Below are 20,246 nucleotides of genomic sequence, written 5' to 3' on the forward strand. Positions count from 1 at the left end.
TTGACAAGATGAGAAGTGACATGATTAAAAAAGGTTTTGATAAAGCACCGCACCGTAGTTTATTAAAAGCAACTGGTTTGAAAGATGAAGATTTTGATAAACCTTTCATAGCGATTTGTAATTCTTTTATTGAAATTATTCCAGGGCATAAACACTTGAACGAGTTTGGGAAACTTGTAAAAGAGGCAGTTCGCGCGGCAGGTATGGTACCATTCGAATTCAATACAATTGGAGTTGACGATGGTATTGCGATGGGACATATCGGTATGCGTTATTCTCTTCCGAGTCGTGAAATTATTGCAGATTCAGTAGAAACGGTTGTAAATGCACACTGGTTTGACGGCATGATTTGTATCCCAAACTGTGACAAAATTACACCAGGTATGATGATGGCTGCACTACGTATTAATATTCCGACTGTGTTTGTTTCAGGCGGCCCGATGGCAGCAGGAAAAACATCTAAAGGAGAAGTTGTTGATCTGAGTTCCGTTTTTGAAGGAGTAGGAGCTTATCAATCTGGGAAAATTTCAGAAGAAGAATTAAAAGATATTGAAGATCATGGCTGTCCATCTTGTGGCTCTTGTTCGGGTATGTTTACCGCGAACTCTATGAATTGTTTATGTGAAGTGTTAGGTTTAGCTCTTCCTGGTAACGGGAGTATTTTAGCAATTGATCCAAGACGCGAAGAGTTAATTAAACAAGCAGCAGAGAAATTGAAAATTTTAATTGAAAGAGATATTAAGCCGCGTGATATTGTAACAGAAGAAGCAATTGACGATGCTTTTGCACTTGATATGGCGATGGGCGGATCAACGAATACAGTATTACATACGCTAGCACTCGCACAAGAGGCAGGACTAGATTATGATATGAACCGTATTGATGCAGTTTCAAGACGTGTACCTCATTTATGTAAAGTAAGTCCAGCCTCAAATTGGCATATGGAAGATATTGATCGTGCGGGCGGGATTAGTGCAATTTTGAAAGAGATGAGCCGGAAAGAAGGAGTACTTCATCTTGATCGAATAACTGCTACTGGGCAAACATTAAGAGAAAATATTGCTGAGGCAGAGATTAAAGATAAGGAAGTTATTCACTCTCTCGAAAACCCTCATAGTGAGGAAGGAGGATTGCGTATATTAAAAGGCAACCTTGCGAAAGATGGAGCAGTTATTAAAAGCGGTGCAACAGAAGTAAAGCGTTTTGAAGGACCTTGCGTTATTTTTAATTCACAAGATGAGGCACTTGCTGGCATTATGCTTGGGAAAGTGAAAAAAGGAGATGTAGTTGTCATTCGTTATGAAGGACCAAGAGGTGGCCCTGGTATGCCAGAAATGTTAGCACCAACATCAGCAATTGCTGGAATGGGATTAGGTGCTGAGGTTGCATTATTAACGGATGGACGTTTCTCTGGAGCTTCACGTGGAATTTCAGTAGGACATATTTCACCAGAAGCAGCAGCTGGCGGGATGATTGCACTTCTTGAACAAGGGGATATTGTATGTATTGATGTTGAAGAACGCTTACTAGAAGTAAGAGTGAGTGATGAAGAATTAGATAAGCGTAAAAAAGAATGGAAACGACCAGAACCGAAAGTAAAAACTGGCTGGCTCGGACGTTATGCACAAATGGTAACATCGGCGAATACAGGGGCTGTCCTGAAAATCCCACATTTTGATTGAGCCAATTTAAAAGAGATAAGGATGATATATAATGGTGCAAAAGGTAAAGGAGAGAGTGAAAATTGAAGATATCTTAATGGCTCATAATTGCCTGAAAGATATCGTTATTAAAACACCGTTACAACGTGATACAGTTTTATCTGAGAAATATGATTGTGACGTTTATGTAAAACGAGAAGACTTACAATTAATTCGCTCTTTCAAAATTCGTGGTGCGTACAATTTAATTCAAAGCTTACCGAAAGAAAAATTACAAAACGGTGTTGTTTGCGCAAGTGCTGGTAATCATGCGCAAGGAGTTGCTTATACGTGTAATTTATTGAAGATTACGTCAAAAATATTTATGCCCACAACAACACCGAAACAAAAAGTATCACAAGTACAATTTTTCGGTGGTGATTTCGCAGAGATTGTATTAGTTGGTGATACATTCGATAGCTCTTTCCAAGAAGCACAGCGCTATTGTGAAGAAAATAAGATGACATTTGTTCATCCGTTTGATGATCCGTATGTCGTTGCAGGTCAAGGGACAGTGGCAGTTGAAATTATGCATGATATGGAGAAATCAGTTGATTATATCTTTACAGCAATCGGTGGTGGTGGATTAGCATCAGGAGTTGGTACATATGTAAAAGGTGTTAGTCCTACTACAAAGGTTATTGGTGTAGAGCCAATGGGAGCTGCATCTATGAAAGAGGCTTTTCTTCAAAATGAAAATGTAGCATTGGAGAAAATAGATAGCTTTGTTGATGGGGCAGCTGTTAAAAAAGTAGGAAAGTTAACATTTGAAACTTGTAAAGATGTAATTGACGATATTATTTTAGTACCAGAGGGGAAAGTTTGTACGACGATTTTAGAACTGTATAAGAAAAATGCGATTGTAGCTGAACCGGCTGGTGCACTCTCTATTGCAGCGCTTGATTTATATAGAGATGAAATAAAAGGTAAAACAGTTGTATGTACGCTAAGTGGTGGAAATAATGATATTGATAGAATGCAAGAAATGAAAGAGCGTTCGCTCATTTATGAAGGACTGAAACATTACTTTATCATTGAATTTCCGCAGCGTTCAGGTGCGCTAAGAGAATTTCTTGATAAAGGATTAGGACCAGAAGATGACATTACGCGCTTTGAGTATATTAAGAAACATAATAAAGAAAATGGTCCAGCATTAGTCGGCGTAGAATTAAAACATAAAGAAGATTATGAGCAATTAATTACTCGCTTTAAAGAAAATAATATTCAATTTATGGAACTTAATAAAAACCCTGTTTTGTTTGATTTGCTTATTTAATAGAAGGAAAGAGTTAGAATGTAAATAAAAAAGATAGATACAAGCGAGGGAATATAGTGCTTGTTCTATCTTTTTTATAGTTAAACTAGGTACTCATTAAATTCAAGAAGAATAAAGCTAGCTAACCAAAAGAGTATCGCAATACGAATGATTACATACATTGTAAATTCAAAAGGAGTAAGATTTCTCTCTCGCTTTATTTTTTTAAATAGTCTCACAGAATAAAAGGAACATAAAAGTAGAACTGCTATAGAAATTTTATAAACGTTCTCTAACAAACTTACATTTTCTAATAAGTCTTTCAGCATGTTTATCACCTATTCTGTAAAGTATATTACAGAGAAATAGATTTTGAGCTGTCTAGTTTCGTTTGTTTTTTATTTTCCCTGTATCATCAATTTCTACATCAGTTGAAATTGTTTGTAAATATTGAAGAGCTTTTTTCTTTTCTCCCTCATTTACAGGGGAAACTTGGTTGTTGCGAATGATATAAGGATTGAATGACATTTGGACATCCTTTCCTTTAAAAGTTAAAGTTAATACGCCAGTTTCAGCGCTTTTCCCATTCACATAACTCGGGAATAAAAAGTTACCTAATGAGTAAGCGATAGGAACTTTATTATAATACTCAAACCCTTGTAACCAATGTGGATGGCTTCCGACAATTGCGTTAGCTCCTGCTTCAACCATTTTAGGTACATATTGCTTTTGGTATTCTACCGGACGATTTGATTTTTCAACGCCCCAATGCATATAGACGATTAAATAGTCTGCATCTTGTTTTTGTTCTTTAATTGTTTTTGTTACAAGATTTAAATCATAGCCATTCGCAACGCCAGGTTTATTCTCACCAGCTACCCAATTAGAATCAGGCATAAATCGAACGAAGGAAAGAAATTTAAACTTTTTCCCTTTTACGGTCATTTCTCGTGCTGTATATGCATCTTTCGCATTTTTTCCGGCTCCAGTGTAAGGGAACTTTAATTTTTCTACGTGAGAAATCGTATCTAATAATCCATCTTGCCCATAATCAAGTGTGTGGTTATTCCCAATATTTACGATGTCATATCCAGTGTTTTTAATAGCTTGTAGTGTAGATGGATCACTTTTAATCCAAAACAGTTGCCCAGGTGCTTTCTTTTCTTTCGTTGTAAATGCCGACTCTAAATTTACAAAAGAAATATCAGCTTTTTTTATTTCTTCTTTTACATGTTGGAATGGGTAATCAGCCCCATTCTTTTCGATTATAGGACGTAATTGCCAATCGAACATTGTATCACCAGAGAAGGTGAGTGTGATTTCTTGGTCTTCTATTTTCTTTTCGCTTTTTGAAGCGGTTTTACTAGATTTGTTTTGCAAATCGGGTTTGTCTTTTGCTTTTGAAATAAAAGAGTAATTGATTAATAAAACAATCGGTGTAATGAAAAAGGCTATTAACAAAAATCGTTTTAGTAAAGTTTTCATATATACCTTCCCTTTTAATATTATCCCGCAATTAAATTAACACTGAATCTATTAAAGGTAATTAAAGTTACAAAAAATAGCGGGTTATGTAGTGGAAAACATTTGTTAATATTCTCAATATTAAGTTAACATATAGATAACCTGTAAATCAATGTATAAACCAAAATATAGAAATAAAGAATTCGAAGGGTGAAGAATGAGAAATGGTTATATTAGGAGCAGTTGTAAATGGGATTTGTATTATATTTGGTACTTTACTTGGTAAATTATTTAGTAGGATTCCAGAAAGTATGAAAGGGACGATAATGCACGCAATCGGTTTAGCGGTTACTGTGCTTGGGCTTCAAATGGCATTAAAAAGTGAAAACTTTCTTGTTGTCATACTGAGTTTAGTGATTGGTACGGTAATTGGAGAATGGTTACAATTAGAAGAAAAGTTAAAACATTTAGGGGATTGGCTAGAAAATAAAGTTGGATCGAAAGGGAAAGGTAGCATATCAGAAGGTTTTGTAACAGCTACTTTAATTTTTGCAATTGGCGCGATGGGGATACTTGGTGCACTTGACAGTGGGATTCGCGGAAATCATGATATTTTATTTACAAAGGCGATTATCGATGGATTTATTTCTATTATATTAACGACAACTCTAGGAATTGGCGTAGTATTTTCGGCGATTCCAGTTGTTTTATATGAAGGTGGTATTGCAGTTTTTGCAACACAAATTAATAGTTTTGTCCCGAAAGAATTAATGAACCAATTTATAGTGGAGATGACGGCTACGGGCGGCATTATGATATCTGCTATTGGATTGAACTTGCTTAGTATTATTAAAATCAAGGTGGCAAATTTACTTCCAGGTATATTGGTAGTGGGTGTAATTGTTTCAATTATTTATGGTTACGGTTTAATGGATTATTAACCAACTTCATTTAGTGGGAGTTGGTTTTATTATGAAAAAAATGTGGGATTGTAGTGATTTTCACTAGAAAATAGCGGGTTTTGTAGTAAATCTTACATATAAAGCAAATTACTAAACTTTTTACAAGAAAGGGTGTAGAATGGGTATCTAAAGAAAGAAGGTGTGAAAATGGCCAGCTGGAAACGGAATTTAATGATTTGTTGGCTAGGTTGTTTTACCACTGCAGCCGGTATGAGTTTAGTAATTCCTTTCTTATCTTTTTATATTGAGGAATTAGGAGTAACTGGCACTTCAAGCATTGCACAGTGGTCGGGACTTGCATTTGGTGTAACATTTTTAATGGGTGCGATTGTATCACCAATATGGGGGAAGCTTGGTGATATACATGGACGGAAATTGATGCTTATTCGTGCTAGCCTTGGTATGGCGATTATTATGACGCTTATGGGATTTGTAACGGATGTGTATCAACTAGTCGCACTAAGATTTTTAATGGGAGCAGTATCTGGTTTCCTTTCAACAGCGATGACATTTATTGCAGCAGAAACTCCGAAAGAACATTCAGGTTGGGCGATTTCCACAATTTCAACTGGTGGTGTGAGCGGTTCGTTACTTGGCCCGTTACTTGGAGGTTATTTGTCTGAGTTAATTGGAATGCGTCATGTCTTTCTTGTTACAGGAGCTTTTTTATTCCTTTCCTTTCTCATCGTTTTTTTCTTTCTGCATGAAGAAAATCACTCTGCTCAAGCAAAAAAAACACAGCCGAAAAAAGTATGGACGATGGTCCCAGCGAAGCATTTAATTATTAGTTTATTTGTAACAACATTTATTATTCAACTTGCTAATATGTCAGTTCAACCAATTGTTACATTGTACGTGAAAAATTTAGTAGGTCCTCATACTGCACATATTGAAACAATTGCGGGTGCAGTTATGTCAGCGACAGGATTAGCAGTTATTTTGGCAGCACCAAGACTAGGAAGATTATCAGATCATATCGGTCCTCAAAAAACGTTAGTTGTAGCGTTATTTGCAGCAGGAATTATTTTTATCCCGCAAGCATTTGTAACCTCAGCTTGGCAACTATTAATTCTTCGATTTTTATTAGGTATCGCACAAGCAGGATTATTGCCTTCCGTACAAACTCTACTAAAACAACATACACCAACCCATGTTACGGGACGAATATTTGGATATAATCAGTCGTTTCAGTTTTTAGGAAATATGATTGGGCCAGTGCTCGGGGGACAAATTGCAGCGCATGCAGGCTTCCAATATGTTTTCCTCTCTACATCATCACTATTATTTATTGCGTGTATTTGGGTTTATTTTCATAATAAGAACGAAGAAGTATCAGAGAAACAACGTTTGGAAGTTAGTTAACTAAGTGAATGAAAAAGAAAAAGGATGAAGCAACATGTGCTTCATCCTTTTTCTTTAAAATCGAAGACAGAGATAACTTAATGTACCAAGCTCATAACTACGGTGAATGACTTCACCGCTATTCTCGCCACTTCCCATTGCAATAAACAAAGGAACAAAATGCTCTGCTCTTGGTACGGCTAATTGTGCATGAGGAGCATTATTCTCCCAATTAAACAATGCATCTTTATCGTTATTCTGCATATGTTTAATAATCCAATCATCAAATTCAATTGCCCATTTTTCAGGTGTAGTTTGATTCCATTTCAGTGCTCGTAAATTATGAACGGTAACGCCACTACCGATTACTAAAATATCTTCTTGTCCGAGTCCTTTAAGTGCTTCTCCAATTTCAAATTGTTCTTTTGCAGAAAGGAATGGATTTACTGATATTTGCACGACAGGAATATTTGCTTCTGGATACATGCGGTGCAGGAGTGTCCATGAACCATGATCTAAACCTCTGGTCATATTATGATGGACTGAAATACCTTTGTTTCTAAATTTTGTTTCTAACATAGATACAATGCTAGAAGAGCCTTTCGCACGATATTTGATTTCGTATAACTCAGGGGGGAAACCTCCAAAATCATAAATTGTTTCATATTCGTTATCTGATGAGGAAATCGTTAATACTTCAGTTTCCCAGTGAGCAGTGAAAATAACAATTGCTTTCGGTTTATATGTTTCTCCAAGTGTTTTTAAAAATCGTGTATAGTCTGTATCTTGAATAGCGAGCATAGGCGAACCATGTGCTAAAAATAGTGATGGCATCATAATAGTAGAAACCTCCTAAAAATTATATAATTACTTTATGTAAGTAACTATATAATTTTATTTTTGGTTCGTCAAGAGATTAGTTTGAAAGCAAGTCTGAAAAATACATCATTTGTCATAATGAAAGCAATTACATATAATATAAAATAAGAAAAGTGAATGGATATTCATTTTTCTTAAAGGTATACATAATAAATTTGGGGGCTGACGAAATGAATGTACAGGAAAGTTTCGTTACGGCATTGGATGGATCGGAAATTTATTTGCGTAAATGGTTACCAGAAGGAGATCCGAGAGGAATTATTCAGATTGCACATGGCATGACAGAGCATGCAGGGGTGTATACAGAATTTGTAGATGCTTTATTGGAAGCAGGTTATGGTGTTTATGCGCATGATCATAAAGGACATGGGAAAACAGTAAAAATAGAAGAAGATTATGGTCATTTTGAACCAAATATAGGGTGGAATCAAGTTGTATCGGATGTTATCTTTGTTTCAGAAAGGATAAAAGAAGAACAGTCAAGTCCTTTGTTTTTACTTGGACATAGTATGGGTTCTTTTTTATCAAGACGTGCTGTACAACTTAGGGGTGAACTATATGATGGATTTCTAATTTCAGGAACAGGTGGAAATCCAGGGCTTTTAGGAGCTATTGGTCATAAAGTAGCAACAATCGAAATGAAATTGCGCGGGGCAAAAACGAAAAGTCCAATGTTAAACTTTTTATCTTTCGGAAACTTCAATTCGAACTTTAAGCCAAATCGTACAAAATTTGATTGGTTATCTTCAGATAATAATCAAGTTGATAAATATATTGCGGATCCGTTATGTGGTTTCATTTGTACGACGAGTTTTTACCGAGAATTATTTTCTGGAGTATTAGAAGTAAATAAACTAGAAGAATACAAGAAGACGCCAAAGAATCTTCCAATACATATATTCTCTGGTGATCGTGATCCTGTTGGCGATATGGGGAAAGGTGTAAAAGAAGTATATGAAAACTATAAAAAATGTGGTGTGAAAGACGTGACACTACGTTTATATGAAAATGGTAGACATGAAATGTTTCATGAAGTAAATAAGGATGAAGTATTTAAAGATTTAATTTCGTGGTTAGATGCGCATAATAAATGAGAAAGATAATCCCAAACTGTTTGTAGTTTGGGATTATTTATTATACAGAAATAGGGGCAATAAATTCTTAAATTCACTTTACTTAATAAAAAATAAATCTTATTCTATAGTCGTTCAAAAAATAAAGAAATATTGTATGAGAGGAAACCTCACTTTTCTGAAGTGAGGTTTTTTGTAGTAACGAAGTAATAGTGAATAAAACTAATTTTAAAAGTAACTTAAAATCAAACTTTTTATAAAGCAACAGATGCCTGTTCATAATAGTAGTATAATAGTGAATGAGGTGTTAATAGAATGGAAGATAGAACGTTAGGTTTATTACTAGATGTTGTTGGGGAATTATTTTCAGATGAAATTTCAATTGCTGTTTCGAATACGAAAGAATATATTTACTATCGGCCAAGTAAACGAATTGATTTAAAGATTAGTGTCGGGGATCCTATAAAAGAAGGAACGATTGCTCATAAAGCGATGGTGATGAATCAAAAAACCTCTGAGTTTATTAATCGGGATGTTTTGGGTATTCCTTATCATGGAATGGCTGTACCATTTTCAAACAATGGAAAGCTTGAAGGGTGCGTAACGGCAATTTATCCAGCTTTAACGGATGGAAAGTCAGTTGTTACTTTAAAAACAACAGACGGCTGGATTCCGGTTCCTTTTTCAAAGGTTATGTATTTAGAGGCTAAAGATAAAAAGACGTATGTGAATTCAGAAGAGTTATCAGGAACACATAAATACTCTCTGCAAGAATTCGAATACTTGCTTCCGAAAGATTCATTTATTAGATGTCACCGTTCGTTTATTGTAAATGTTAATCATATTAAAGCGATTTATCCTGATACCCATTCTACTTTTGTACTTTCAATGGATAATGGTGAGAGAGTACCAGTTAGTCAATCATACGCTAGTTATTTCCGTAAACTTCTAGGATTCTAAATTTTTCTGCTTTAGAACCTAGATTTGCTGTTCTGTCTGAATTTTCGGCATTGTATACTAAAATCCCTATTTTGATAGTGTTAATGTGTAAAATAATTATGAATATTCAATGAGAGAGGGATTACATATGGAGAACAATTTAGATAGAATCAGAGATCAACGTCTAAAAGATCGGGTAGTTACACCTGAAGAAGCAGCTTCCTGGATTCAAAGTGGAATGACTTTAGGCTTAAGTGGGTTTACACGTGCAGGTGATGTAAAAGCAGTCCCATTTGCGCTTGTAAACCGAGTTAAGAATGATGAATCTTTTAAAGTAAATGTTTATACTGGGGCTTCTTTAGGATCGGATGTAGACAAATTATTTGCTGAGGCAGGAATTTTAGGGAAAAGATTACCTTTCCAAGCTGACGCGACTATGCGAAAAGGAATTAATAACGGAGACTTTTTATTTGTGGATCAACACTTGTCTCATACAGCAGAGTTACTCCGTGCTGACGTTCTGGATATAGATTTCGCCATTGTGGAAGCGGTTGCGATTACAGAGGACGGAATGATTATTCCAACCACTTCAATTGGAAATTCCTTAGCGTTTTCCTTAAATGCTAAGTCTATTATTATTGAAATGAATATGGCTCAATCCGCACAATTAGAGGGGCTACATGATCTATATGAACCAGGTAAACAAGGGGAGAGGCTTCCAATTCCGCTTGTGAAAACAGATGACCGAATTGGAACAATCGGTATTCCAATTGATCCTGAAAAAGTAAAGGGAATTGTGTTTACGAATCAATTGGATTCGCCATCGACAATTGTTCCTCCGGATGAAGAAACTGTTATTATGGCACAGCATTTAATAGAATTCCTTCGAGAAGAAGTCAAAGTAGGCCGATTAACAAATCGTTTAGCGCCGTTACAATCAGGAATTGGTTCAGTGGCTAACGCCGTATTGCATGGAATATTAGATTCAGAATTTGAAGATTTAGAAGTATATTCCGAGGTTTTACAAGATGCAGTTTTTGATCTTATGGATGCTGGAAAAGTCAATTTTGCTTCTTGTTGTTCTATCACGCTTTCTGAAGAGAAAATGCAACAAGTATTTTCTAACTTTGAAAAATATCGTGACAAATTAATGATGCGTCCACAAGAGATTTCCAATCATCCTGAAATTATTCGTCGCCTTGGATTAATCTCAATTAATACTGCATTAGAATTAGATATATACGGAAATGTTAACTCTACTCACGTTTTAGGTACAAAAATGATGAATGGTATTGGTGGGTCTGGCGATTTTGCAAGAAATGCCCGCCTAGCTATCTTTGTTACTAAATCGATTGCGAAAGGTGGTAACATTTCAAGTATCGTTCCTTTCGTTTCTCATGTAGACCATACTGAACATGATGTAGATGTTATCGTCACTGAACAGGGATATGCCGACTTAAGGGGACTTGCGCCAAGAGAAAGAGTGGAACTTATTATTGAGAATTGCGCACATCCAATGTATCGTGAACAGCTACGAGCTTATTACGAAGAAGCAAAAATAAGAGGTGGACAAACTCCTCATATTTTAGAAAAAGCTTTTTCTTGGCATACGAGCTATGCTAAAAATGGAACAATGCTTGAAGCGGTAGTAGAAACTGTATAGGTTTGTATCGTACGAAATAGTAAAACGAATGAGTGAGCTTGAAGATTAAATTTTAGAAAAAGAGAACGCCAACTTTTAGGGATGGCGTTCTTTTTCTTTAAAAAAATTGTTGAAAATCGTACTGATTATAATAAAGATTTATAAAATTAATTTCTAATTTATGGAAATTAAAGGTTTTTTTGAAGTGCTTTCCGAATCAATTTAGTAGTGTACATATTGAAAGTGAGGAAAAAGAATCATGAAGATAAGAGAAGCATTATTAAGTGAAGCAAATGAATTAAGTGAACTCGCACTACATTCAAAAGCAACGTGGAATTATAGTGAAGAATTCATACTTGCTTGTAAGGAAGATTTAACAATTACGGAGGAGTACATAAAAAATAATTTTGTATATGTTTTAGAAAACGATAATGCGAAGATTGGTTTTTTCTCATTTTTACGTAATGATAAAGCTCTCGATTTCTTGTACATTCATCCTCATTACAAAGGAAAAGGTTACGGGAAAATACTTTGGGAGTATGTAATAGAAAAAGCCAATGAACTAGGATTAAAAAGTTTTACAATTGATAGTGATCCGAATGCAAAAGGATATTACTTGAAAATGGGAGCACAGTTAATAGGAGAGACACCATCAACTGTCTTTAAGGGTCGTGTACTGCCTCTTTTGAAATATGATGTGTAAAACTATTAATAGTAGGGGAAGATTAGAATGGATGATGTAAAGGAAAAAAGAATATATGAAGCACTAATAAAATCGTGGTCGATTGAAACGAGTTCAAAGTGGACAATTGAAAACCCAGCAAAGGGACAATGTGGTGTTACAGCTCTTGTCGTTCAAGACATATACGGAGGAGAAATTAAAAAGACAAAAGTAAGAGAGGTATGGCACTTTTATAACTTTATAGATGGGCAGAGATTTGATTTTACAGAGACTCAATTCAATGGGAAATTGAATTATATGGATGAAAAGTCAAATCGGGAAGAAGCATTTGCAGATACAAATGAAAAACAATATAGCATTTTGAAGGGAAAAATAACGAAAGAATTAAAATTATCTTTTGACTCTTAATCTTTAATAAGTTACTATAATGGTGGTAACTTCATTAAAGGGAACTTCATAGAGTTGAAAGGGGAAATACTTTTGAAAACAACTTATGTAAACGCTACAATTGTAACGATGAATGAACAAAACGAAGTGATAGAAAATGGATATATCATTGTAGAAAATGATCAAATTATAGATGTAAAGAGCGGAGAATTTGCAAATGATTTTGAAGTAGATGAAGTAATTGACATGAAAGGAAAGTGGGTTTTACCAGGGCTTGTAAATACACATACACACGTTGTAATGAGTCTCCTAAGAGGTATTGGAGATGATATGTTATTACAGCCATGGCTTGAGACGAGAATTTGGCCACTGGAAAGTCAATTTACTCCAGAGCTTGCGGTCGCTAGTACGGAATTAGGATTACTTGAGATGGTGAAAAGTGGTACAACATCATTCTCTGACATGTTTAATCCAATTGGAGTAGATCAAGACGCAATTATGGAAACGGTATCAAGGAGCGGGATGCGAGCTGCTGTTTCAAGGACTTTATTTAGCTTCGGAACGAAAGACGATGAAAAGAAAGCGATTGAAGAAGCTGAGAAATATGTGAAGCGTTATTATAAAGAAAGTGGCATGTTAACTACGATGGTTGCACCACATAGTCCATATACATGTAGTACAGAATTGTTAGAAGAGTGTGCTCGTATTGCAGTAGAGAATCAAACAATGGTTCATATCCACCTTTCTGAAACAGAGCGTGAAGTACGTGATATTGAAGCACAGTACGGAAAACGTCCAGTAGAATATGCAGCGAGCTGCGGATTGTTTAAACGCCCAACAGTTATTGCACACGGTGTAGTATTAAATGATGATGAGCGTGCATTTTTAGCAGAACATGATGTTCGAGTAGCTCATAATCCGAATAGTAATTTAAAACTAGGTTCTGGTATAGCGAATGTAAAAGCGATGCTAGAAGCAGGAATAAAAGTAGGAATTGCAACAGATAGTGTTGCATCTAACAATAATTTAGACATGTTTGAAGAAATGCGCATAGCGACTTTATTACAAAAAGGTATTCACCAAGATGCAACAGCATTACCAGTTGAAACAGCTCTTTCTCTTGCGACAAAAGGAGCTGCGGAAGTAATCGGGATGAAACAAACAGGGTCACTAGAAGCTGGTAAGTGTGCTGATTTTATTACGATTGACCCGTCTAACAAGCCGCATCTACAACCAGCAGATGAAGTGTTATCACACCTTGTATATGCTGCGAGTGGTAAAGATATAAGCGATGTAATTATTAACGGAAAACGTGTCGTTTGGAATGGTGAATGTAAAACGTTAGATGAAGAGCGTATTATATTTGAAGCAAGTCGTTATAAACGAGGTTTACAAAGATAACTTTTTTAGGCTGTGGAGAGAATCTTCTCCACAGCCTATTTCTAATTTGTAAACCTCACTATATTTTTTAAAACTTTGCAACAGAAGTGATAATGCTAACACTACCCAAAAAATTAGATGTTGACGCTAGTTTTAGAGTACATTGATAGTTAGGACATGTATTTATTTTTGGTTTTTAATAAACTTATTGTATTATTGTGTATTAAATGAACTATTAAGGCGATTAAAGGTAAAGCAGCTCCAATGAGTAAAGTTACTTCACTATTAAATTTATAGTAAGTATAACTTCCAATCCATGAACCAAAGGCTCCTCCCAAAAAGAAAATAGTCATATATAATCCATTAAGTCTGTTTCTTATCTCGGGATTCAAACCAAAGATAATTTTTTGACCTAATAATAAATTTCCTGCTACACCAATATCAATGCAGATACCTGAGATAAGAATTAAAATTATGCTAAATAGTGAATGATCTTGAACAAAGAATAATAGTACGATCGATAATAGTACGAGTGCCAATGATACATTAGTCATTGTAAAAATATAACCTTTATCTGCTATTTTACCAATAGTAGGAGTTAATAAAGCTCCAGCAATTGCAACAAAGCCAAATAATGCAATTTCATTATTTGAAAAATGTAATGGCTCTGATCTTAATAAAATTGGAATAGCTGTCCAATAAAGGCTAAATGCAGCAAATAAACATGCGTGATAAAAAGCTCTTTGTTGTAAAGGAGAAGTATTTATTAGTAGCTTTACCATAGAAGTTATTAAATTTGGATATGTCATGTTACTAGTTGAGATAACTTCATAGTTGGGTAAAAATTTTAGAATTAACAGTAATACGGTAACTAGGGTTATTAATGAAAAAAGAAATACCATTCTCCAGCTAAACCACTCTGTTATTCCGATAGATAATGGGCGAGCAATCATAATCCCAATCAATAAACCACTCATCACTTTACCCACATATTTACCTGCCTCTTCAATTGGCACGATTCTCATTGTTAGTGGAACTAACATTTGAGCTGCACAGGCCCCAATGCCAATTATAGTTGTTAATAGTAAAAAAATAATTCCGTTTGTCGAAATTAGCGTACCAATTAATGAAAAAATAGTTAACCCGATAAGAATTCCTATTATTTTCTTACTTTTCAATAAATCAGCCATCGGTACGATAAAAAATAACCCCAATCCATACCCAATTTGTGTCAAAGTAGTGAGCAATCCAGATAAATCAGAAGAAATGTTCAGATCTTTTGCAATGAATTGTACAATTGGTTGTGCATAATAAATATTTGCAGCAAGTGAACCACAACTAATTGCTAAAATAAATATTAGAAAATTTGTCTTTTTAGTCAATTTTATCATTCCTTTCTTTTTGGAACGTTCATTCCGAAATCATTAAAAAAGAAAGACTATAGGTCTGCAATAGTCTTATCTACTAGATGATAGGCTGAATTTTTCTCTTTTTTATATTTAGACATTACATTCAAACTATGATTTAAACTTAATAAAGAATATGCAACTAATTCAGTATCAACCTCTTGTGAAATTTCTCCTTTCTTTTTTCCTTCTTCGATAACTTGCTTAAATACTTTTTCAAGTTCATTAAAATCATTTATGAGTATTTCTTCTATGGCAGGGTCAATTTGTCCAATAAGCAGTGAAGAATTAGTTATCATACAACCTTTTGGAATTTCACCTGAATAACATTTTTCAATATGTTGATAAAAAAAGGATTTAAGTGATGCTTTTGTGTTTATACCACTAAAAAGTAAATTTCTCTTTTGAGAGCCATAATTTTTATAATGTTCCAAAACTAGTTTAAATAGTGCATCCTTATCTCCAAAGCTATCGTAGAGAGTAGATCGACTTATACCCATCGTTTCAATAAGATCTGATATATATGTAGCATCATAACCTTTTTCCCAGAATAAATGCATAGCTTTATTTAAAGCGTGTTCTTTGTTAAAACTAATACTTCTACCCAATTTATAACACCTCCATTCATGTAACTTAGTATAAATATTCCGGAACGATAAGTCCAGAATATTCGTCTTAATTTCCGAAAGTTTCGTAAAATATCCGTAAATGTTAATTTGGTATTGTGGTATTTAGATGCTATAAAATAGAAAGTATGTATTGAAGCGACAATTAAATTCGATTTTATTGAGGAAAAGTTAAGCTCCTATTAGTTTATATGTTTTTTTCGTTAAAAATCGAAAAGATTCCAAGGTAATCCATATCCTTTTAAAAGGATAGTTTTTTTCTTGAACGAATTAATATTCAAAAGAATGTCGCATCTTTCTGTTAGTATTTCTGCTATAATATATTACGCTTTATAATATTTTATATTTAAGGAGAACAACTCATGAAGCGAAAAAAGAGCCATTTAATGGTAATGGCACTTGTTACATCTTTATTATTAACAGCTTGTAATAATAAAGCGGATAAAAGTGACATAGAGGTTAAAAAACAAGTGTTAAATGTAACAGTATCAGAAGAAATTCCTTCTCTGGACACTGTGAAAACAACAGATGGTACATCAGCACACATTATGCAGAATATATTTGAAGGGTTATATGTATTAAACGATCAAGATCAGCCTACTCCAGCCATAGCAAAATCGTTTAAAAGAAGTGAAGATGGTAAGAAATATACATTTGACTTGCGTAAAGATGCAAAATGGTCAAATGGGGATAATGTAACAGCAAATGATTTTATATTTGCTTGGAAACGTGCAATTAACCCTGAAACAGCCTCTCAATATGCGTCCATGCTCTTTTATGTAAAAAATGCGAAAGAGATCAATAAGGGAACAATGCCTCTTGATGCACTTGGGGTTAAAGCGATAAATAATTATACGTTAGAAGTTGAACTCGAACAGTCAATTCCGTATTTTTTACAGTTGTTAGCACTACCTATATACTTACCACAGCATGAATCATTTTTGAAAGAACAAGGAAACAATTATGCATTGGAACCTAGTAATCTCATATATAACGGTCCATTTGTATTAGAAAAATGGAAGCATGAACAAGAGTTTCAATTAAAGAAGAATGCTACATATTGGGATCGAAAGAAAGTGAAATTAGACGAAATAAACTTTCATATCGTAAAGGATACAATGACAGCTGTAAATTTATATGAAGCCGGAGATTTAGATCGAGTACCTATTAATTCGCAAGTTGTAGACAAGTATAAAGGGAATAAGGAATTACATATGTCGAGTGATCCTGGAATTGCTATGCTTCGTTTTAATGAAAAAAATAACGCGTTAGCAAATAAAAAGGTGCGTCAATCTATTTCATTAGCGTTAAATAAAGATGATTTCGTTGCTTACTTTATTAATAACGGAGCAAAACCTGCAAGTGGACTTGTACCAGTTGGTCATGTAAATGAAGTGACTGGTAAAGATTTTAGAAAAGAAAATGGAGATATTTCCTCATATGATTTGCAAAATGCGAAAAAACTTTGGGAAGAAGCGAAAAAAGAGCTTGGGGTAGAACAAGTAAACCTAGAGTTCTTAACGTTCGAACAAGATAACGCAATACGTATGGCAGAATATATAAAAGGTGATTTAGAGAAGAATTTGCAAGGGTTAACGATACAAATTAAACAACAGCCATTTAAGCAAAAATTACAGTTAGAACAAATAGGTGATTACGATATAACTATGGCAAATTGGGGACCTGACTATAAAGACCCAATTAGTTATTTAGAGTTATTTACGACAGGGAATCCGAATAATAAAATGAATTATTCTAATGTTCGTTACGATGAATTAATAAAGAAAGCGAAAACGGATTTTGTACTAGATACGGAAAAACGATGGGAAGCGTTGCGAGAAGCCGAGCAGGTATTATTAGAAGATGCTGCGGTGGCGCCGCTTTATCATATTGGCTCAGCATATGTACAAAAGGATTATGTAAAAGGAATTGAAAAGCATCAATTTGGTGGTATTTATACTTATAAGAATGCTTATATTGCTAATGAATAAATACAAAAAACCTTACTTTTTAAAAGTAAGGTTTTTTACACATGAATTCTATTAAATCGATTTTAATAAAGCGTAAAAATTCGTATCATATGGGATATCATTTTGATACATATAATTTTTTAGAACACCTTCTTTTTCAAAGCCTAATTTTAATAGTACTTTATTGGAAGCTTCATTTTCAAGAAATACAATTGCTCCAATCCGCTTTAAATGAATCGTATGGAAACCGTATGATATAACCTCAGAAACAGCTTCAGTCGCATATCCTTTTCCCCAGTGTTCAGGCAAAAAGGCATAACTTATATTGGCTCGTTTATGCTCAGAAGACCAATCGTGAAAACCAATGGTACCGATAAGTTCTTTCTTGTCTTTTAATTCGATCCCCCATTTTATACCGCTTCTTGCATTGTAACTCAACTTAAAGTTATGAATGATTTGTTTCACTTGATCAACATCTTGTAACGGTTTTTGGCCATAATAGCGCAGTACATTAGTATTAGAAAAGCATTGTAGTATACGCGGTGCATCTTCTTCGGTAAGTTCTCTTAAAATGAGTCTTTCAGTTTTTAATAAAGGAAACATATTTTCGCTCCTTTTCACATGAAAATAGAATGTATTTGTTATTATATAATTTAATCTGAAAATAAAGATTATTCAAGGCGTAAGGGAATTATTGTCTGGAAATAGATTATATAATTTATCTTAAAAAGAGTTTATAGGATTAATACAAATAATGAATTGAAAAAGGGTATTCCAAATAAAAATTGGAATACCCTTTTTTCATTACCCTACAAATGTTTGATACAGTAAGAAGATATTTAAAACGATAACGAGAGCAGCAATTATCCATGCGATAAATGTTGTTATACGGTGGTTAACGAGTGCACCTATAATCTTTTTATTACTTGTAAACATAATAAGTGGTACAAGTGCAAATGCAATACCGAATGATAAGACAACTTGACTCATAACTAGAGCGTAAGTTGGATTTACACCTAAAGCGATAATAACTAGTGGTGGAATCATTGTAATAAATCGGCGTAAATATAACGGAATATGCATGCGAATGAATCCTTGCATAATAATATCGCCTGACATTGTACCGACAGAAGAGCTTGATAAACCGGCTGATAACAGACCAATTCCAAACAAAGCAGCTGATATAGGACCTACTAAGTTGGTAAATTGAGTGTAAGCAACATCTAAATCTTCAACGTGCATACCATTTTTAAAAAATAGTGCAGCTGCAACAATTAACATACTCGCATTAATTGCTCCAGCGATAACCATTGCAATAATAATATCGATAAATTCGAAACGAAAAATCTTTTTCTTTTGTTCGTCAGTTGTTCCGACCACACGGCGTTGTGTTAATGCAGAATGCAAGTATATTGCATGCGGCATAACTGTCGCACCTAAAATCCCTGCTGCAAGTAATATACTGTCTACACCTTGGAATTTTGGAATAAATAGTCCTGAAAGAAGGGGACTTAATTCTGGTTTTGCATAAAAAACTTGAATCCCAAAAGCAATTACTACAATGAAAATCATTCCTGTAATAATAGCTTCTAGTGGACGAAATCCTCTACGTTGAAATTCAAGGATAATAAATGATCCGGCTGCTGTAATTAAAGCGGCAGGTAGCATCGGGATTCCAAATAGTAAGTAAAGCCCCAAAGCAGCTCCAATAAATTCCGCTAAATCTGTAGCCATAATAACTAGTTCACCTTGTATCCATAAGCCGATAGACACAGGCTTTGGAAAGTTTTCACGAGCTATTTCGGGTAAATTGTTTCCTGTAGCAATTCCTAATTTAGCCGATAAAGTTTGGATTAATACAGCCATTAAGTTAGAAGCGAGTATAACCCATAATAGTAAATATCCATATTGTGAACCAGCTGCGATATTTGTAGCAAAGTTGCCAGGATCAATATAAGCAACGGACGCGATAAAAGCGGGTCCTAAAAATGGTAACAGTCTTTTCCAGCCTTTTGTTTCTCCACTTAAAGCTAAGTGAGCTGATTGTACAGTTGTACTTTCAGAAGGGAGATGTTTATCTTTTGTTATATCTTTATTCATAGTAGTTTTCCCCTTTAAAATGTTAACTTGATGAAATTATTGTATTTATTCTTACTCATTATTTCAATACATTTAAATATGTTATGTGATAATTTCATTTGAACACGAAAGTTTCCTTAATGCAAATTATATGCCTTTATGCAATGGATGGTGTGATAATGTAAAATGAATTGGGAGTTTATGGTGTGATGACATGGGGAAACATAGTGAATTAAAGGGCTGTTTTTGAAATTTATGTGAACATAAAGCTGATAATACAGCATATTAATTGATGGAATTGCAATTGTATGATATATAATATATTGGGATTACAACATAACCATAGTGTTATGATGTGTAATCTTGTTTTTTATTTTTGTTAACTGATAGAAAATAGTATAAAGAAAAGAAAATGGGATTCATTTTCTTATTATATATGTTTTGATATGAACGTTAACTTA

The 20,246-nt window shown here is 34.3% G+C and carries 18 protein-coding genes; 11 read left to right on the forward strand and 7 right to left on the reverse strand.

Annotated features, from left to right (window positions below):
- Positions 1–8: 8 nt before the first annotated feature.
- Both ilvD and ilvA read left to right on the forward strand, forming a co-directional pair.
- Positions 9–1,682, forward strand: a complete 1,674-nt coding sequence (gene ilvD / locus BUA87_RS00655; RefSeq protein WP_001255813.1) for a dihydroxy-acid dehydratase — start codon at positions 9–11, stop codon at positions 1,680–1,682.
- A 31-nt stretch (positions 1,683–1,713) separates the two neighbouring features.
- Positions 1,714–2,976, forward strand: a complete 1,263-nt coding sequence (gene ilvA / locus BUA87_RS00660; protein ID WP_000250319.1) for a threonine ammonia-lyase IlvA — start codon at positions 1,714–1,716, stop codon at positions 2,974–2,976.
- 80 nt (positions 2,977–3,056) lie between these two features.
- Here ilvA and BUA87_RS00665 read toward each other — a convergent pair whose 3' ends face one another.
- Positions 3,057–3,284 carry a hypothetical protein gene (locus tag BUA87_RS00665; protein WP_000910229.1) on the reverse strand — a complete coding sequence of 76 codons (228 nt, stop codon included), beginning with the start codon at positions 3,282–3,284 and terminating at the stop codon, positions 3,057–3,059.
- Positions 3,285–3,336: 52 nt separating this feature from the next.
- Positions 3,337–4,440: a CapA family protein gene (locus BUA87_RS00670; RefSeq protein WP_071714444.1), complete on the reverse strand. Its 1,104-nt coding sequence runs from the start codon at positions 4,438–4,440 to the stop codon at positions 3,337–3,339.
- A gap of 203 nt (positions 4,441–4,643) precedes the next feature.
- Between BUA87_RS00670 and BUA87_RS00675 the strand changes: the two genes are divergently transcribed.
- Positions 4,644–5,360, forward strand: a complete 717-nt coding sequence (locus BUA87_RS00675; protein WP_000236031.1) for a DUF554 domain-containing protein — start codon at positions 4,644–4,646, stop codon at positions 5,358–5,360.
- A 168-nt stretch (positions 5,361–5,528) separates the two neighbouring features.
- On the forward strand, positions 5,529–6,743 hold the full coding sequence (locus BUA87_RS00680) for a multidrug efflux MFS transporter (RefSeq protein WP_000179302.1): 1,215 nt from the start codon (positions 5,529–5,531) through the stop codon (positions 6,741–6,743).
- A gap of 54 nt (positions 6,744–6,797) precedes the next feature.
- Here the strand turns inward: BUA87_RS00680 and BUA87_RS00685 are convergent, their stop codons facing one another.
- Complete coding sequence (locus tag BUA87_RS00685; RefSeq protein WP_072938181.1) at positions 6,798–7,559, reverse strand: DODA-type extradiol aromatic ring-opening family dioxygenase; 762 nt, start codon at positions 7,557–7,559, stop codon at positions 6,798–6,800.
- A gap of 212 nt (positions 7,560–7,771) precedes the next feature.
- Here BUA87_RS00685 and BUA87_RS00690 point away from each other — a divergent pair, with 212 nt between their 5' ends.
- The 6 genes from BUA87_RS00690 (at position 7,772) to BUA87_RS00715 (ending at position 13,725) form a co-directional block, all read left to right on the forward strand.
- Positions 7,772–8,695, forward strand: coding sequence for an alpha/beta hydrolase (locus BUA87_RS00690; RefSeq protein ID WP_072938183.1), 924 nt, complete (start codon positions 7,772–7,774; stop codon positions 8,693–8,695).
- Positions 8,696–8,989: 294 nt separating this feature from the next.
- Positions 8,990–9,634, forward strand: coding sequence for a LytTR family DNA-binding domain-containing protein (locus BUA87_RS00695; protein WP_072938186.1), 645 nt, complete (start codon positions 8,990–8,992; stop codon positions 9,632–9,634).
- Between the two features lie 127 nt (positions 9,635–9,761).
- Positions 9,762–11,276 (forward strand): acetyl-CoA hydrolase/transferase family protein, encoded by a 1,515-nt coding sequence (locus tag BUA87_RS00700; protein ID WP_072938189.1) that lies wholly within the window; start codon positions 9,762–9,764, stop codon positions 11,274–11,276.
- Between the two features lie 238 nt (positions 11,277–11,514).
- Positions 11,515–11,958, forward strand: a complete 444-nt coding sequence (locus BUA87_RS00705; protein WP_000701896.1) for a GNAT family N-acetyltransferase — start codon at positions 11,515–11,517, stop codon at positions 11,956–11,958.
- Between the two features lie 27 nt (positions 11,959–11,985).
- Positions 11,986–12,345 (forward strand): YunG family protein, encoded by a 360-nt coding sequence (locus BUA87_RS00710; RefSeq protein ID WP_000342909.1) that lies wholly within the window; start codon positions 11,986–11,988, stop codon positions 12,343–12,345.
- A 54-nt stretch (positions 12,346–12,399) separates the two neighbouring features.
- Entirely contained in the window at positions 12,400–13,725 is a 1,326-nt protein-coding gene (locus BUA87_RS00715; RefSeq protein WP_002093942.1) for a bifunctional S-methyl-5'-thioadenosine deaminase/S-adenosylhomocysteine deaminase, read from the forward strand.
- A gap of 149 nt (positions 13,726–13,874) precedes the next feature.
- On the opposite strand, the gene BUA87_RS00720 is transcribed toward BUA87_RS00715, so the two are convergent.
- Entirely contained in the window at positions 13,875–15,095 is a 1,221-nt protein-coding gene (locus BUA87_RS00720; protein WP_081367225.1) for an MFS transporter, read from the reverse strand.
- 47 nt (positions 15,096–15,142) lie between these two features.
- On the reverse strand, positions 15,143–15,718 hold the full coding sequence (locus tag BUA87_RS00725) for a TetR/AcrR family transcriptional regulator (protein ID WP_000533752.1): 576 nt from the start codon (positions 15,716–15,718) through the stop codon (positions 15,143–15,145).
- A gap of 380 nt (positions 15,719–16,098) precedes the next feature.
- Here BUA87_RS00725 and BUA87_RS00730 point away from each other — a divergent pair, with 380 nt between their 5' ends.
- Positions 16,099–17,727: a peptide ABC transporter substrate-binding protein gene (locus BUA87_RS00730; protein WP_072938192.1), complete on the forward strand. Its 1,629-nt coding sequence runs from the start codon at positions 16,099–16,101 to the stop codon at positions 17,725–17,727.
- A gap of 51 nt (positions 17,728–17,778) precedes the next feature.
- Here BUA87_RS00730 and BUA87_RS00735 read toward each other — a convergent pair whose 3' ends face one another.
- The gene (locus BUA87_RS00735) at positions 17,779–18,309 is read right to left on the reverse strand and encodes a GNAT family N-acetyltransferase (RefSeq protein WP_000484226.1); all 531 of its coding nucleotides are present in this window, start codon (positions 18,307–18,309) and stop codon (positions 17,779–17,781) included.
- A gap of 201 nt (positions 18,310–18,510) precedes the next feature.
- Complete coding sequence (locus BUA87_RS00740) at positions 18,511–19,806, reverse strand: Nramp family divalent metal transporter (RefSeq protein WP_072938195.1); 1,296 nt, start codon at positions 19,804–19,806, stop codon at positions 18,511–18,513.
- Between the last annotated feature and the right edge of the window lie 440 nt (positions 19,807–20,246).

This window comes from Bacillus sp. bc15 (assembly GCF_900142585.1).
Lineage (GTDB): Bacteria > Bacillota > Bacilli > Bacillales > Bacillaceae_G > Bacillus_A > Bacillus_A cereus.

Bases quoted from the DNA above. Each gene is read 5' to 3' on its own strand.
- ilvD (WP_001255813.1), top strand. From the start codon at position 9: ATGAGAAGTGACATGATTAAAAAAGGTTTTGATAAAGCACCGCACCGT.
- ilvA (WP_000250319.1), top strand. From the start codon at position 1,714: ATGGTGCAAAAGGTAAAGGAGAGAGTGAAAATTGAAGATATCTTAATG.
- BUA87_RS00665 (WP_000910229.1), bottom strand. From the start codon at position 3,284: ATGCTGAAAGACTTATTAGAAAATGTAAGTTTGTTAGAGAACGTTTAT.
- BUA87_RS00670 (WP_071714444.1), bottom strand. From the start codon at position 4,440: ATGAAAACTTTACTAAAACGATTTTTGTTAATAGCCTTTTTCATTACA.
- BUA87_RS00675 (WP_000236031.1), top strand. From the start codon at position 4,644: ATGGTTATATTAGGAGCAGTTGTAAATGGGATTTGTATTATATTTGGT.
- BUA87_RS00680 (WP_000179302.1), top strand. From the start codon at position 5,529: ATGGCCAGCTGGAAACGGAATTTAATGATTTGTTGGCTAGGTTGTTTT.
- BUA87_RS00685 (WP_072938181.1), bottom strand. From the start codon at position 7,559: ATGATGCCATCACTATTTTTAGCACATGGTTCGCCTATGCTCGCTATT.
- BUA87_RS00690 (WP_072938183.1), top strand. From the start codon at position 7,772: ATGAATGTACAGGAAAGTTTCGTTACGGCATTGGATGGATCGGAAATT.
- BUA87_RS00695 (WP_072938186.1), top strand. From the start codon at position 8,990: ATGGAAGATAGAACGTTAGGTTTATTACTAGATGTTGTTGGGGAATTA.
- BUA87_RS00700 (WP_072938189.1), top strand. From the start codon at position 9,762: ATGGAGAACAATTTAGATAGAATCAGAGATCAACGTCTAAAAGATCGG.
- BUA87_RS00705 (WP_000701896.1), top strand. From the start codon at position 11,515: ATGAAGATAAGAGAAGCATTATTAAGTGAAGCAAATGAATTAAGTGAA.
- BUA87_RS00710 (WP_000342909.1), top strand. From the start codon at position 11,986: ATGGATGATGTAAAGGAAAAAAGAATATATGAAGCACTAATAAAATCG.
- BUA87_RS00720 (WP_081367225.1), bottom strand. From the start codon at position 15,095: ATGATAAAATTGACTAAAAAGACAAATTTTCTAATATTTATTTTAGCA.
- BUA87_RS00730 (WP_072938192.1), top strand. From the start codon at position 16,099: ATGAAGCGAAAAAAGAGCCATTTAATGGTAATGGCACTTGTTACATCT.
- BUA87_RS00735 (WP_000484226.1), bottom strand. From the start codon at position 18,309: ATGTTTCCTTTATTAAAAACTGAAAGACTCATTTTAAGAGAACTTACC.
- BUA87_RS00740 (WP_072938195.1), bottom strand. From the start codon at position 19,806: ATGAATAAAGATATAACAAAAGATAAACATCTCCCTTCTGAAAGTACA.